General features: G+C 70.7%; 14 protein-coding genes. 10 read left to right on the forward strand and 4 right to left on the reverse strand.

All coding sequences use genetic code 11. The features are described 5' to 3' along the window. Positions 1–4 precede the first annotated feature (4 nt). Positions 5–217 (forward strand): hypothetical protein, encoded by a 213-nt coding sequence (locus OM076_RS23890; protein ID WP_270042600.1) that lies wholly within the window; start codon positions 5–7, stop codon positions 215–217. 45 nt (positions 218–262) lie between these two features. Here OM076_RS23890 and OM076_RS23895 read toward each other — a convergent pair whose 3' ends face one another. Then, positions 263–544, reverse strand: a complete 282-nt coding sequence (locus OM076_RS23895; RefSeq protein WP_270042601.1) for a DUF4235 domain-containing protein — start codon at positions 542–544, stop codon at positions 263–265. A gap of 114 nt (positions 545–658) precedes the next feature. Here OM076_RS23895 and OM076_RS23900 point away from each other — a divergent pair, with 114 nt between their 5' ends. From OM076_RS23900 to OM076_RS23910, 3 genes are read left to right on the forward strand one after another with little or no spacing between them, the layout of a single operon-like run. Further along, positions 659–1,363, forward strand: a complete 705-nt coding sequence (locus tag OM076_RS23900; RefSeq protein ID WP_270042602.1) for a hypothetical protein — start codon at positions 659–661, stop codon at positions 1,361–1,363. Positions 1,364–1,375: 12 nt separating this feature from the next. Beyond that, the gene (locus OM076_RS23905; protein WP_270042603.1) at positions 1,376–1,828 is read left to right on the forward strand and encodes a hypothetical protein; all 453 of its coding nucleotides are present in this window, start codon (positions 1,376–1,378) and stop codon (positions 1,826–1,828) included. A 40-nt stretch (positions 1,829–1,868) separates the two neighbouring features. Then, positions 1,869–3,749: a glycoside hydrolase family 2 protein gene (locus tag OM076_RS23910; protein WP_270042604.1), complete on the forward strand. Its 1,881-nt coding sequence runs from the start codon at positions 1,869–1,871 to the stop codon at positions 3,747–3,749. Here OM076_RS23910 and OM076_RS23915 read toward each other — a convergent pair. After that, positions 3,736–4,074 (reverse strand): hypothetical protein, encoded by a 339-nt coding sequence (locus tag OM076_RS23915; RefSeq protein WP_270042605.1) that lies wholly within the window; start codon positions 4,072–4,074, stop codon positions 3,736–3,738. The two genes, OM076_RS23910 and OM076_RS23915, sit on opposite strands and share 14 nt — an antisense overlap. Before the next feature lie 104 nt (positions 4,075–4,178). Here OM076_RS23915 and OM076_RS23920 point away from each other — a divergent pair, with 104 nt between their 5' ends. Both OM076_RS23920 and pth read left to right on the forward strand, forming a co-directional pair. Beyond that, on the forward strand, positions 4,179–4,868 hold the full coding sequence (locus OM076_RS23920; RefSeq protein WP_270042606.1) for a 50S ribosomal protein L25: 690 nt from the start codon (positions 4,179–4,181) through the stop codon (positions 4,866–4,868). Between the two features lie 32 nt (positions 4,869–4,900). Beyond that, the gene (gene pth / locus OM076_RS23925) at positions 4,901–5,425 is read left to right on the forward strand and encodes an aminoacyl-tRNA hydrolase (protein WP_270042678.1); all 525 of its coding nucleotides are present in this window, start codon (positions 4,901–4,903) and stop codon (positions 5,423–5,425) included. Here pth and OM076_RS23930 read toward each other — a convergent pair. Further along, positions 5,415–5,900: a VOC family protein gene (locus tag OM076_RS23930; protein WP_270042607.1), complete on the reverse strand. Its 486-nt coding sequence runs from the start codon at positions 5,898–5,900 to the stop codon at positions 5,415–5,417. The two genes, pth and OM076_RS23930, sit on opposite strands and share 11 nt — an antisense overlap. Positions 5,901–6,061: 161 nt before the next feature. Between OM076_RS23930 and OM076_RS23935 the strand changes: the two genes are divergently transcribed. Further along, entirely contained in the window at positions 6,062–8,923 is a 2,862-nt protein-coding gene (locus OM076_RS23935) for a helix-turn-helix transcriptional regulator (RefSeq protein ID WP_270042608.1), read from the forward strand. 56 nt (positions 8,924–8,979) lie between these two features. Then, positions 8,980–9,444, forward strand: a complete 465-nt coding sequence (locus tag OM076_RS23940; protein ID WP_270042609.1) for an allene oxide cyclase barrel-like domain-containing protein — start codon at positions 8,980–8,982, stop codon at positions 9,442–9,444. Here OM076_RS23940 and OM076_RS23945 read toward each other — a convergent pair. Continuing rightward, the gene (locus tag OM076_RS23945) at positions 9,441–11,864 is read right to left on the reverse strand and encodes a hypothetical protein (protein ID WP_270042610.1); all 2,424 of its coding nucleotides are present in this window, start codon (positions 11,862–11,864) and stop codon (positions 9,441–9,443) included. The two genes, OM076_RS23940 and OM076_RS23945, sit on opposite strands and share 4 nt — an antisense overlap. An 82-nt stretch (positions 11,865–11,946) precedes the next feature. Here OM076_RS23945 and OM076_RS23950 point away from each other — a divergent pair, with 82 nt between their 5' ends. Then, on the forward strand, positions 11,947–12,666 hold the full coding sequence (locus tag OM076_RS23950) for a class I SAM-dependent methyltransferase (protein WP_270042611.1): 720 nt from the start codon (positions 11,947–11,949) through the stop codon (positions 12,664–12,666). Positions 12,667–12,783: 117 nt separating this feature from the next. Next, positions 12,784–14,277, forward strand: a complete 1,494-nt coding sequence (locus tag OM076_RS23955) for a glycerophosphodiester phosphodiesterase (protein WP_270042612.1) — start codon at positions 12,784–12,786, stop codon at positions 14,275–14,277. Positions 14,278–14,304: the final 27 nt, after the last annotated feature.

A 14,304-nucleotide genomic window follows, 5' to 3' on the forward strand; every position in this document is an offset into this window, starting at 1 on the left:
CGCGGTGATCACGGGCGAGGAGGACCTGCGCCCGGAGATCCTGATCCTGCTGCAACTGCTCGAGGACAACCCGCCGCCGCGGGCGTGGATGCGCGCCGGCTCACCCAGTCCGCTGCAACGGCTCTTGCAACAGGACTTCGGGGGCTTCGAGGACGCGCTGGGCGTCTATCGCGAAGAGGGCTTTGTTATCCGGAGGCGCGGGGGAACGAGCCGCTAGGCGAGTTCCCCCTGCGACCCGAGCCCGCAGGGCGAGGGTCGCAAATCATTCGTCGTCGGGCTTAGGACGTTTCTCGCCGGGCCACGTACCGGTGAGATAGCGCCAGCCGATCGCGCCGTAGCGGTCGATCGCCACCCGCGTGACCTTGAAGATCACGCCCTGGAGCGCCGCCGCGCCGAGGACCTTGCCCCAGGGGGCCACCTCGGTCGTGCCCTTCGGCGGTTCCGCATTGTCGAGCTTGGTCCAGGCGAAGTCGAAGGCTCGCTTGCCGACGAGGCCGGCGAGGATGCCGAGGATGAGCCCGAACGGCTTGTAGAGGAGCTTCACGGACGCCGAAGATACCCGTTTGGGCGGACTGTCCAATCGGCGGTGGCGTATTCGGACCGTCAGGCGGTAATGATGTTGGTTACAAGAGCCGACAATGCAGTCAGGAAGCACGCCATGACTGGAGACCACGCAGACGACCTGCTCAAGCGAGCGCTCATCGACGCCGAGGCCGCGGCCTCGGTTGCCCTGCGCGTCACGCCCTTGAGCCTCTCGGAGGCACTGACCGTGGTCTTCCACGGCCGCAAGGATCTCGGGACGATCCAGACCTACGTCGCCCACGGCGGGCGCGGCGCCGGCGACGCCGTCGGCAAGGACGAGCTGATGCGGGTCCCCCTCGATCTCGACCTCGCCGCCGCCGAGGACCGCGAAGAGGCCGAGCACCTCTTCGCCGAGCAGGCCGGCGCGCTGCGCGACGCGCTGATCGGCGCCGACACCGTGCTCGACCTCTGGCGCGAGCCGTTCGAGGACCTCGTCGGAGACCACATCCGCGTCGACCGCCGGCTCAGGCTCGACGTCCGCCTGCCCGCCCACCGGCTCCTGCCCACCGCGCTCATCTCACCCGAGAAGCAGATCGTCGTCACCGCCGTATGCAGCGCCCGGCCGCTCGCCGCGGGCCGGCCGCCGATGGGGATCGCCGTCGGTCAGCAGGACGTGGCGCGCGTCTATCCGCTCCCGGATGACCCGGAGCGCTGCCTGGAGGACTTCTTCCAGTTCGCGTCCGAGCGGGCGCACGAGCTCGCCGAGCAGCTCGGCCGCCAGGAGGCCTCGGTGCAGCGGTTCCTCGAACTCTCAGGGGACGATTTTCATCAGACGGGATAACTTGGGCGCCGCATGCGGCGGACCCAAGTCCTGATCGTCGTCGGGTTCGGCGTCTTCGTCTTCCTCGGCATCTCGCTGATGCTCGCTCGCGCGTTGTCGGCGACCGGGACGGAGCGCAGCAAGGTGCAGGAGATCGCGGAGGCGCAAGCACGCGGCGACGCCAAGGCGGTGCTGCAACGCACCCCGGCGTGCGCGAAGGAGCCCGCCTGCGTGGCCGCGACCGACGCGTTCGTGGCCAAGCTCAAGCGGCCCGGCGACGTCGAGATCCTCCAGTACCAGCCGAGCGTGCAGCTGCCGCTCACCGACGCGGTCGGTACGGGCCGGGTCGCCTGGCGGGCGGGAGCCAACGGCTACCCGGTCGTCCAATGCGTGCGGGTGCGGCGCGACGGTCCGCTCTCCGGCGCCAATGTCGAGCTGCTCTCGATCTCCGCGCCCATCGGCCGCGAAGCGAGTTGTCCGACCTGAGCGGAACTATCCGCCGGGGCCCGTGTTGAGATTGGCCGTGATGAGGCCCCGCCTGCGTTTCCTCCTGCCTGTATTCGCGCTGCTGCTTTTCGCCCCGCAAGCCGCGCACGCCGCCGACAAGCCCACCGAGAAGGCGCTGTACCAGGACGGTCCTGAGGGCCGCTACCTGCTCGACGGCGAGTGGCTGTTCCGCCTCGACAACGAGGACCAGGGCGTCAAGCAGCGCTTCATGCGCCAGACGTCCTCAAGCGGCTGGAACAAGGTCACCGTGCCCAACGTCTGGAACCTCGGCGACCCGTCCAATGAGTCGATGGCGGGCGGGATCGGCTGGTACCGCAAGGACTTCGAGCTCCCGAGTGCCGACGCCTCGCTGGCTTGGGCGTTCCGCTTCGAATCGGTCAACTACCGCGCCGAGGTCTGGCTCAACGGCACGCCGCTGGGGAAGAACACCGGCGCCTACATCCCGTTCGAGATGGTCGCCAAGGCGCTCAAGCGCAAGGGCACGAACCGCCTCGTGGTCCGCGTGGACTCGCGCCGCAAGATCACCGACTTCCCGCCCGCGGGCCTGAACACCGACGGCGTGCCGACCGGCGGCTGGTGGAACTACTCGGGCATCCAGCGCGAGGTCTACCTGCGCAAGCTCGACACGATGGACTTCCAGAAGGTGCTGGTCAGGCCGGTGATCGACTGCGCGACCTGCCCGGCGAGCGTGCAGGCGAAGATCAATCTCAAGAACGTCACCAAGAGCGGCGAGCGGGCGACGATCACGGGCAAGTACGGCAACGACAAGCTCGACCTCGGCACCAAGACGGTCCCGGCGAACGGGATCGTGGAGTTCTCCGACACGCTACACATCGACAAGCCGCGCCTGTGGTCGCCGAGCGACCCGCAGCTCTATGACGTCAGCTTCACCGTCCGCGTGGGCGGCAAGAAGGTCGCCGGCTACTCGCTGCACAGCGGGATCCGCTCGATCAAGGTCGTCAACGGCCGCTTGGTCCTCAACGGGCAGTTCCTCAACGTCCGCGGCGTCGGCCTGCACGAGGACTCCAAGGCCCAGGGCTTCGCGATCGACAACGCCCGCCGCGACCAGCTGGTGCACGACGCCAAGGAGCTCGGCGCGACCGTCCTGCGCACGCACTACCCGCTGCACCCGTACACGCACGAGCTGGCGGACAAGCTCGGGCTGCTGATCTGGTCCGAGATCCCGGTCTACAGCGTCAAGACCGAGGTCCTCAAGGAACCCGCGGTCCGGAGGCTGGCCGTCGAGGAGCTCTCAAAGAACATCAACGCCAACGAGAACCACCCGTCGGTGATGCTCTGGTCGATCGGCAACGAGCTCTCATCGCAGCCTGGCCCGATCCAGGTCGCCTACATCAACGCGGCGGTCAAGTTCGCCAAGCAGATGGACCCGACGCGCCCGGTCGGCCTCGCCGTCGCGGCGTACCCGAGCTCGCTCTGCCAGGCGGCGGAGTACACGTCGCTGGACGTGCTGGGGCTCAACGACTACTTCGGCTGGTATCCGGGCCCGAGCGGGCAGATCTTCGATCGCACCAAGCTTTCCGGCTACCTCGACGCCGCCCGTGCCTGCTACCAGAAACAGGCGCTGATGATCACCGAGTTCGGCGCGGAGGCAAACCGCGACGGCCCGGTCGAGGAGAAGGGCACGTGGGCCTTCCAGTCGGACTGGATCAACTACCAGCTCGGCGTCATCGGCTCCAAGCCCTGGCTCAGCGGCGCGATCTACTGGGCGCTGAACGAGTTCTGGGTCCGGCCCGGGTGGGACGGCGGCAACCCGCGCCCCACGCAGCCGATCCATCAGAAGGGCCTGATCACGTACGACGGCGTGCGCAAGCCCGCCTGGACCGACGTGCAGCGCGCCTACACGACGACCCAGCAGTTCATCCCGGCTACGAAGAAGTAATCCGGCGGCGCGACGGGCGCGCGGGCTCGAGTGGCTTGCGCGTCCGCACCCGGCGCCGGCCGGGATCGGCGAGCTTGTCGTGGCCGGAGCGCAGCCGGCGGTCGGACTGGACCGCGAACGGCAGCGGGATGCCTCCGGAGGGCGAGGTCTTCGGCTTGTCGCCCACGCGATCGTTGCCGCCTCCGCTGGAGTCGTCCTCGTCGTCCGGGGACCGCGACGACGCGCCGTCGGAGCGAAGGAACATCAGGAAGAGTGCGCCGCCAAGAACGAGGGCCACGAGGTGGAGGACACCGAAGATCACGAGCAGCTCCGCGTCGGAGGACATTGGAGAGTGAATACCCATCCCGGCCGCTGTCCATAACCCAGGTTCGCTACCATGCTCGGCCGCTGTCGCGTCGAGAACCCCTGCCCGCGACGGCCTCCTAGATCATGGCTGAATCCACGAAGCTCTCCCTCAACGCCCGCGATCCTGAAGGTTCGCGTACCGCCCGTCGGCTCCGCCGCACGGGCGAGGTGCCCGGCGTCATCTACGGCGGCGACGCTGAACCGTCGCACTTCTCCGTCGACGCGCGGATCCTGCGCAACACCCTTGCGCGTTCGGGCGCGATCCTCGACATCAGCATCGACGGGGGCAAGCCCTCGCCGGTGATCGTCAAGGATCTCCAGCGCCACCCGGTGCGAGGCGAGATCATGCACCTGGACCTCGTCCGGGTGAACATGAACGAGACGATCCACACCACGGTCGTGCTCGAGCTCGTCGGCGCGGATGAGACCCCCGGTGTCTCCGAGGGCGGCGTGCTCTCCCAGGAGACGCGCGAGGTCAACATCGAGGCGCTGCCCGGCGACATCCCGGACACGATCACGCACGACGTGTCGGCGATGCAGATCAACGACACGCTCACGCTGTCCGCGGTCACGGTGCCGGCCGGCATCACGCTGCTCGACGACCTCGAGACCGTGATCGCCACGATCACCCCGCCGACGCTCGAGCCCGTCGAGGACGAGATCGAGACCGAGACGGCGCTCGTGGGTGAGGCCGGCGCGGCGGCCGAGGGCGACGCGGCCGAGGGCGACGCCGACGGTGGCGAGTCCACCGAGGCCTCCTCCGACGAGTCCTGAAGGTCTTCTCCTCCACACCGGTCGACTGGCTGATCGTCGGGCTCGGTAACCCCGGGCCCGGCTACGTCGAGACGCCGCACAACGTCGGCTTCAAGGTCGCGGAGGAGCTGTCCCGGCGCTGGGATCTGCCCAAGCCGAAGAAGAAGTTCGCGGGTGAGCTGAGCGAAGGACGGACTCGTCCTGGCGGCCCCCGCGTTGCGGTCCTGAAGCCGCAGACCTACATGAACGAGGCCGGCCGCTCCGCCGGCCCCGCGCGTGGGTCGTTCAAGCTCGAGCTCGACCACGTGCTCGTGCTGCATGACGAGATCGACCTGCCGTTCGGGGACATCCGGGCACGGCTGGGCGGCGGTCTGGCCGGCCACAACGGGCTGAAGTCCCTCAAGCGCGAGCTCGGCTCGGCCGAGTTCCACCGCGTGCGGATCGGCGTCGGGCGGCCGGACTCGACCGACCCGGACATCGTCGCCGCCTACGTGCTCGGCCGCTGGCGCCAGTCCTCCGCCGAGGTCGCCGACCTGATCTCGCGCGCGGCCGACGAGGCCGAGCGCGTCATCGGCTGAACGCCGCCAGCAGCGCGTCGAGGTCGAGCGGGAAGTTCACGAGGGCGAGCGCGCCGTCGGGGGTGCGTGGCCACTCGTCCACCGGTCGATCCCAGTAGAGCTCGAGCCCGTTCCCGTCGGGGTCGGCGAGATAGACGGATTCCGAAGCACCGTGATCCGACCCGTGGCTGACGGGATAGCCGCTGTCTCGAACCTGCCTGAGCGCCTTGGCGAGCGCCTCACGGGTCGGGTAGCGGATCGCGGCGTGGTAGAGGCCGGTGGTGCCGGGCGAGGGCGCTTGGCCGCCGGCGCTCTCCAGCGTGTTCAGCCCGATGTGATGGTGATACCCACCCGCGGCCAGAAACGCCAGCTGATCACCGATGCGGCCGGTGACGCCGAAGCCGAGCACGTCGCGATAGAAGGCAAGGGCGCGGTCCAGGTCAGCCACCTTCAGGTGGACATGCCCGATCTGCGCGCCGGGATCGATCGAATTCATGCCGCACACCCTCCCGCACCCCCCACCCGCCCACATTGGGGCCACCCCCAAACCGACCCCCGAACCTAAAGGGACTGTCCCTTTATTTTCCGGACCTCGTCGGGGACCGCGCGGTGCGGCGAAGGCGAACCTAAAGGGACTGTCCCTTTATGTTTCGGGGCGTGGAAGCCCTCGAGGAGCGGGATGGCGAGATCGCGGCCGTGGAGCGGGTGCTCGGCGGCGGGGGTGGGCTGCTGATCGAAGGGCCGCCGGGGATCGGGAAGACGCGGTTGCTCGGCGTGGCGCGGTCGGTGGCCGGCGGGCGGCTCGTGTTGAGCGCGCGGGGGTCGGAGCTGGAGCGCGACTTCCCGTTCGCGGTGGTGCGGCAGTTGCTCGAGCCGGTGGTGCGGGATGAGCAGTTCGCGGGTGCGGCGGCGCTCGCGCAGCCGGTGCTGCGGGGCGTGGGCGGCGAGCAGGACGCCGGCTCGGCGCTGCATGGGCTCTATTGGCTGACGGCGAACCTCGCGGCGGAGCAGCCGTTGCTGGTGCTGGTCGACGACATCCACTGGGCCGACCTCGCGTCGTTGCGCTGGCTCGCGTACCTCGCGCAGCGGCTCGACGGGCTCGCGGTGAGCCTCGTCGCCGCCGCGCGTCCGGCAGAGGCGGGCGAGGGGCAGCCGGTGCTCGACAACCTCGCCCACAACCCCTCCGTCGAGGTCCTCGAGCCGCGCGGGCTGAGCGCGGAGGCGGTCCGGCGGGCGATCGCGAGCGCGCTCGGCGACCCCGACCCGGCGTTCACCACCGCCTGCGCGCGCGTCACGGGCGGCAACCCGTTCCTGCTCGGCGAGCTTTTGCGGGAGCTCACGACGGTCGCGCCCTCCGCGGCCAACGCGCCGCTCGTCGAGCGCCAGACCTCGCGCACCGTGAGCCGCTCGGCGCTCGCTCGCCTGCGCCGCCTGCCCGCGTCGGCGACCGCCCTCGCCCGCGCCGTCGTGATCCTCGGCGACGGCGCCGAGCCCGCGCTCGCCGCCGCGCTGGCGGAGATCGACGCGGAGACCGCGAGTCACGCCGCCGATGCGCTGGAGGAGGCGGCGATCGTGACCTCGCGCGGAGAGGGAGGGCGGCGGCTGTCGTTCGTGCATCCACTCGTCCGCGAGTCCGTCTACGCGGAGCTCTCGGCCGGGGAGCGGGCGCGCGGGCACGCGCGTGCGGCTGAGCTGCTCACAGCGGCCGGGGCGGACGCCGAGCGCGTGGCCATCCATCGCCACGAGGGTGACCCCGCGGGCGATCCCGAGGCCGTGCGGGTCCTGCGCGAAGCGGCGGCCAGCGCGCGGCGGCGCGGCGCGACCGAGGTCGCCCTGAGCCACCTGCGCCGGGCGCTGCTCGAGCCGCCCACGCCCACCGACGAGGTGCAGGTCCTGCGTGAGCTCGGGGCGGTCGAGCTGCAGTCGGCGCAATACGACGCGGCCGCGGAGCACCTCGCCCCCGCGGCCGCGACCGACCCGCTGGTCGCCGCCGAGCTGGGTGCCGCGCTCCAGCTCGCCGACCGTCCGGAAGAGGCGGTGACCGCGCTCTCCCACGCCATCGACGGCCTCACCGACGAGCAGGAGGAGCTCGGGCTGCTGCTCCAGGCCACCCGCGGCGCCGCCTCGCAGGGCAACCGCGCCGCCGCGGCGCTCGCCCGCCGGCACGGCTTTCGTTTCGGGGCGCCCGTCGACGCGCCCCAGACCCCGGGGCAGCGGCTGTTCGTGGCCGGGCTCGCCTACCGCGAAGCGATGAGCGGCAGTGCCGAGAAGGGGCGCGAGCTCGCACTGCGCACGCTCGACCTGCTCGACGATCCCGGCCCGAGCGTCCCTGCCGTCTACGTCACGCCGCTCGCGCTCATGTTCAGCGGCGCGCTCGTCGAGGCCACCCGCGAGTTCACCCGCCTCCTCGACTGGGCGAGACAACACGGCTCGTTCCTGTCGTTCGTCCAGGGCTCGCATCTGCGGGCGGGCGCGTGGTGGCGGCGCGGGAACCTCGCCGAGGCCGAGGCCGACGCCGAGAACTCGTCGGGGCACGCGAGCTTCATGCTGCGCCCCGGCGCGCTCGTGCAGGTCGAGATCCGCCTCATCCAGGAGGACGTCGAGGCGGCCGAACGCCTCTGGCACGACCTCGGACTCGAGCAGGATCCGATGGCCGGGCGAGCGTCCGTCGGCACCCGTCTGGTCCGCGCGCGACTGCGAGCCGCGACTGGTCGCCACGAGGAAGCGCTGCGCGAGCTCGAGGCGAGCCGCGAGATGGAGGACGTGTGGGGCATCCGCACGCCCGCCCACTCGACCTGGCGCTCCGACGCCGTCCGCCTGCTCACGACCCTGGACCGGCTCGAGGAGGCGCAGGCGCTGGCGCACGAGGACGTCGAGCGCGCCCGCCGGTTCGGCGACCCGCGCCCGCTGGGCATCGCGCTGCGGGCCGCGGGGTTGGCCGCCGTGAAAGCGGGACGCGCGAGTGGGAGCGGGGCGAGCGCAGGCGCCGGTCCTGGCGCGCGCGGTGGTGCCGGGGCCGCGAGCGCGGGCGCCGGTCCTGGCGCGCGTGGTCGCGCCGACGGCGCCGCGAGCGCGGGCGGCGGCCCGGGCATCGACCTGCTCGCCGAGTCCGTCGCGACGCTTCGCCCCTCACCCGCCCGCCTCGAGCTGGCGCTCTCGCTGCTGGAGCTCGGCGCCGCCCACCGCCGCGCCGGCCGCCGCACCGAAGCGCGTGACCCGCTGAAGGAGGCGGTCGACGTCGCCGCCGAATGCGGCGCCACCGCGGTCGCCGCCAAGGCTCACGACGAGCTCGTCGCCGCCGGGGCGCGCCCGCGTCGCGATCCGATCGAGAGTCGCAGCCGGCTGACCGCGAGCGAGGCGCGCGTGGCCAAGATGGCGGCCGAGGGGATGACCAACCGCGAGATCGCGCAGGCGCTGTTCCTGACCGAGAAGACGATCGAGGTCCACCTCACGAACACGTACCGCAAGCTCGACATCCGCTCGCGGTCGCAGCTTCCCCGGGTGCTCGCTCAGGGGTAAAGCCTCGGGGGTGTCCCCGAGGTCGGCGCGCGGGCGAACCGGGAGCCTGCAGCGCCATGAAGATCACGCGATTCCTCCCCATCCCGCTCGTCGCCCTCGGCCTCGTCGCCGCCAACGCGTCCGCCCACGACCATGGCCACGGCTTCCAGCTCACCGGCAAGGTCATCGCGCCGCCGGCGCAGATCGACCTCGGCGCGCCCGGCCTGAGCGCCGGCGACCAGCAGATCATCTCGATGGACGTCTTCGCCGGCCCCAAGAAGGTCGGCGAGAGCCACGTCGTCTGCACGATCGTGCGCGCCGATCCCGCGACGAAGGCGTCGATCACGCAGTGCGACAACGTCACGTCCCTGCCGGGCGGGCAGATCGTCGCCAGCGGCCTCGTCACCTCCGCACAGGAGGAGACCTCGCCGTTCATCCAGGCGATCACCGGCGGGACCGGCGCGTACCGCAACGCCCACGGCCAGCTGACCGTCTCCGAGGCCGGGCCGCAGCCCGCGACGCTGACGTTCGAGATCTCCTAGCGCGAAGCGACGAGCCGGAGCGTCGCAGTGCTCGTCACGGATCGGCCGTCATGACGCGTCGTCATGACGGCCTTCGCCACCAGTGAGCGCTTGCGCGACAGCAGGCCTTCGGCGTTGCGGGACAGGGTGAGCTTGATAGCGCTCACCGAGCCGGGCGAGACGGTCAGCGTCCTCGACGCGGCCTGACGCCCGCTCACCTGCAGGCGCAACTGGACGCGCAGCGGCGTAGTGCAGTGCGAGCAGGTCATGCGCAGCACGACGGCTCCCCTGCGGGTGGCCCGGACCTTCGCCGGGCCCACCGCAAGCGTCACCGGCCGGGACACGGGCGTTGCCGTCGGTTGCGGCGTGGGCTCGGCGGACGCCAACGGCGTCGCGGTTGGGGCCGGAGCTTCCGTCGGTGACGGTGTGGCCGTCGGCGCCGCTGTTGCCGATGCAGTCGGTGTCGGCGATGCGGTCGGTGTCGATGTCGGCGATTCGGTGGGCGTCGCCGTGGGGGACTCGGTCGGCGTCGGCGTCGGGGACTCGGTCGGCGTCGGCGTCGGCGTCGGCGACTCGTACGTCGCGGTGTACTCGCCGCTCTCGGCGCTGAAGACGGCGTACTCGACGCCCTTCACGGTGCGTGTCGTCGTCGGAACCGCCACGCCCCCGCGCGCCAGCGCGAGCAACGGCCCGCGCGGCCCGGCCGTCGGCAGCATCGCTTCAAGACCGTCCGCGCCGGCGGCGCGCGAGAGGCTGAAGTGCAGCTGGCCCGCCGCATAGGTGATTGACCCGAAGGTGGAGCCGTTGCGGCCGTCGAGCCACTTGAGCATCTGCTTGGCGGCAATCACCGGCACGCCGTGCGCCGTCGCCGAAGCCACGATCGCGTTCGCACCCGCGTGGTTGGGCTGATCGGTGTGCATGTTCGCCGTGAACACGCCGTAGTAGCCCTTGGGTCCGAGGGCATTGTCGAGCAGCGTGTCGATGTGCGTCGGGATCGTCATGTTCGATTCGTCCGTGATCTGCGTCGCCGCCTGATAGACGTCGATCAGCGTGCCGTCCGTATCCGCGAAGCGCATCGGAAAGCCCGAGCCGGTGAACATCCCCGGTCGATCGCGGACCCAGGTGCCGGGCCAGTAGTAGTAGTTCGTGTCGAGGCGGATGCCCTGCGCACGCTCGACCTTCGGCTGCGACGCCCAGTCGCTCCACGCGATGCAATGCGTGCGGTTCGTCGTCGGCGCCGCAAGGCTCGGCCACGCCGCCTTCAAGAGCGGGAGCTGTGTCGTCCAATTCGCGGCGAGCGTTGCCGCGGTGAAGTCGGCGCAGCCCGTGTTGACGTGGAGTCCGATCTCGAAGCCCTGATCCTGGAACGCCGCCACTTGGGCGTCGGTCAGCGGCGTCCCGGGGAAGACATACGACGTCATCCGCAGACAGGTCCAGGCGTCGACGGAGCACCCCGCCGGACTGTCGGTTGCCAGCCGCTGAAAGCGCGCGACGGTCCCGCCGACCCCGTGGTCGTCGCCGGTCATGATCACCGCGGCCTTCAGGCCTCTCGGCAGATACCAGAAGCGCGGCATCGGAACGCGGTCGGCGCTCATCTGCGTGATCAGGTTCGCCAGCAGCCGCTGCTGCTCGTCTGCCTGCGGGATCTGGACCTTGTTCAGGTCGACCCAGTCCGGCTGCACGTCGCCGGGCTTGGCGCCGAAGAACAGATCGTCCGAACGTCTGAGAGAGTCCTGACCGAAGTCGCGTTCCTGCCCCGCCCAGGCGGGATTGCCCTGCCGCGTGTATACGACCGAGCGGGCGAGGTCGAACGCGAACGCTGCGGCCTGCCCGCCCGCGGTACCGATGGCGCGTTGCGTCACCGCTGGGGCGTCCGGATCTGCCGTCGCGGAATCTGACCAGCGCGCGATCGGCGTCGCGCTCGTGAGCGACCAGCGGTCGGCGGGCCCGTGGAACTGCATCGAGGCGCCGGTCAGCCCGGACCCGGCGGGTGAACCGGTGTCGATCGTCAGATAACCGTTCGGCAGCTGCCCTGAGATCGTCCCCAAGCCGAGAAGATCGGCGAGGCGAGCGTCGGGTCGCATCGCGATCAGGTTGCCGCCGGCGTCGACCCAGCTCGTGAGTGTGGCGACCAGCGCATCGGTCGATGTCGTTCGTGCCAACAACACCACCGATCGGCCCGCCAGGCTCTCCGTGGTAAGTGCGTTGACATCCTCGACGTCGAACGCGTTGAGGCCCTCCGCCCGCAGGATCTCCGTGTAGTAGCGACCGAACGGATCGGCGGGGTCGACGACCACGAGCACCGGCTGCGGATTCACGGACGCCGCACGGGCGGCACCGTGCGCGCCGGCCAACGCCGTCGCGGCCAGGACGACGGCGACCAGCGTCCCGGCGAGCAGGCGGAGGCTCCGGCGGTCATATCTGGGGCGGTGCAGCTGCAAACGCGGGCTCGTGCCAACCCTACGTCCTCGGTGGAGCGGGGTGGGCTGTCTAAACCGCCTGTATGCGATAACGTACACGCGTATGCCGCCTCGTGATTGGGATGCCAGCTCCTACGACCGGATGTCCGACCCGCAGCTCGCCATGGCGCGCGACGTCATCGACCGCCTCGACCTCCGCGGCGACGAGCGCGTGCTCGACGCGGGCTGCGGCACCGGTCGCGTGACCGAGGTGCTGGCGCAGCGGGTGCCGGACGGCAAGGTGATCGCGGTCGACGGAAGCCAGAAGATGGTCGACGAGACACGCAAGCGCGGGATCACCGCGTTCACCGCCGACCTCGCCGAGCTGACCCTCGACGAGCCGGTCGACGCGATCCTCTCGACCGCGACGTTTCATTGGATCCCCTATCACGAGCGGCTCTTCGCCCGCCTGCACGCCGCCCTGGAGCCCGGCGGTCGCCTCGCCGCCCAGTGCGGCGGGGCCGGCAACGTCGGCAACGTCCAAGCGGCGATCGACGCCGTCGATCATCCAGCGCTGCGGGGGTGGGACGGGCCGTGGAACTTCGCCACGCCCGCCCAGACCACCGAGCGCCTACAACGGGCCGGCTTCAGCGACGTCTGGGCGTGGCTGCAGCCCTGGCTGGTCGAGCCGGAGGACCCGAAGCAGTACTTCACGACGGTGATCCTCGGCTCACACCTCGAGCGACTGCCCGAGGAGGACCGCGAGCCGTTCGTCGATGCGGTGCTCGCGCACGGGACGCACGCGAACTATGTGCGCTTGAACATCCTCGCGCGCCGCCGCTAGCTCCACCCATGCTGCTCAGGAGCCTTCGCCCGAGCGACTGCGCGACGCGATGTCAGATCGGCACTGACCAACCGGATCTTCACTCGCGCGCCGGCCCGGCCTGGATTGATGCCGGGCATGAAGATGAGAATTCTCGGAGCGTTGCTCGCGATCAGCGCGCTGCAGGCCGCTCCGGCGAACGCCCAACAGACCCCGCCCGACGACCCGCGAGTGATCGCCGTCCGCCAGGCGATCGACCAGCTCGACGATCTCGCGCAACGCCCGCCGTGCAACCAGACGCCTGAGACGACCCGCTGGCTGAACGCCGGCACGCCGGATCAGGGCCTCGCCAACCCGCTGATCAGCGCTCACCGCGGCGCGATCACGCTCGCCCCCGAGAACACGCTGCAGTCCTACGAGTACGCGTTCGCGTTCGGCGTCGACTTCGTCGAGGTCGACGTCCAGCAGACCAAGGACGGCAAGTTCGTCGCGCTGCACGACGACACGGTCGACCGCACGACCAACGGCACCGGCAGCATCACGAGCTTCACGTACGACGAGGTGCGCAAGCTCAACGCCGCCGACTACGAGCCCTGGAAGGGCGGCCAGTACGACCCCGCGCAGGTCGCCTCGATCGAGGAGATCCTGCAGCTCGCCAAGCGCGGGGGCGGCGCGCTCGAGCTGGACATCAAGGGCTCGGTGACCGAGGAGGGCAAGCTCGCTGAGCTCGTGCAGAGCTACGGCCTGGCCGAGGCGTCGATCTGGAACTCGTCGGACCCGCGGATCCTGATCGCCGCTCCCGGCGCGCGCATCATCTACAACCGCGACACCTGGGAACCGCCGTACCTGATGTACGAGATCGCCAAGGTCGCGCCGGTGTTCGGCTCGCGTCGTGACGAGTACACGCCCGAGTCGATCGTCGCGATCCACGACGGCTGCGGCGTCGCGATGCCGCACGCGTACGACTCGGGTCCCGAGCAGGAGGTCGCCGAGTTCCAGAAGGCGCGTGAGATGGGCGCCGACGGCGTCCAGACCAACCAGCCGGAGCTGATCGTCGCCGCCGCGGGCATCCCGGCGCCGTCCAAGCTCGTCGTCGACGTCGGCAACGTCTGCCTCGTCAACCGCGACAACGGCCTCGGGTTCGCGACCCGGCCGATCGCGATCGACGGGGCCGCGGTGCGCGTCGGCCGCGGCGGCTGCACCGCGCTGCCCGCCGGCGCCAAGCGCATCGTCTTCGCCGGTGACGGCGCGGTCCAGGCCTCGAACCTCACGCTCAGCGCGGTCGGCGGCACCGTGCCGGCCACGCTCGCGCTCAGCCTCGGCGCGCCGGCGAGCTTCGGCGCGTTCTCCCCCGGCGTCACCAAGGACTACTCCGCCTCCACCATCGCGAACGTGGTCAGCACCGCCGGCGACGCGGCGCTGACGTTCTCCGACCCAGGGCATCTGACGAACGGCACGTTCGCGCTCGCGCAGCCGCTCGTCGTCGAGCTGTCGAAGGCGACGTGGTCGGCGCCGGTCTCCAACGACCCGGTGACGATCGCCTTCAAGCAGCACGTCGACGCCACCGACGCCCTGCGCACCGGGACCTACACGAAGACGTTGACGTTCACGCTGTCGACGACAGCGCCGTGAGCACCTGCCCGACGGTCCAGCGCACTT

The organism is Solirubrobacter ginsenosidimutans (assembly GCF_027587205.1).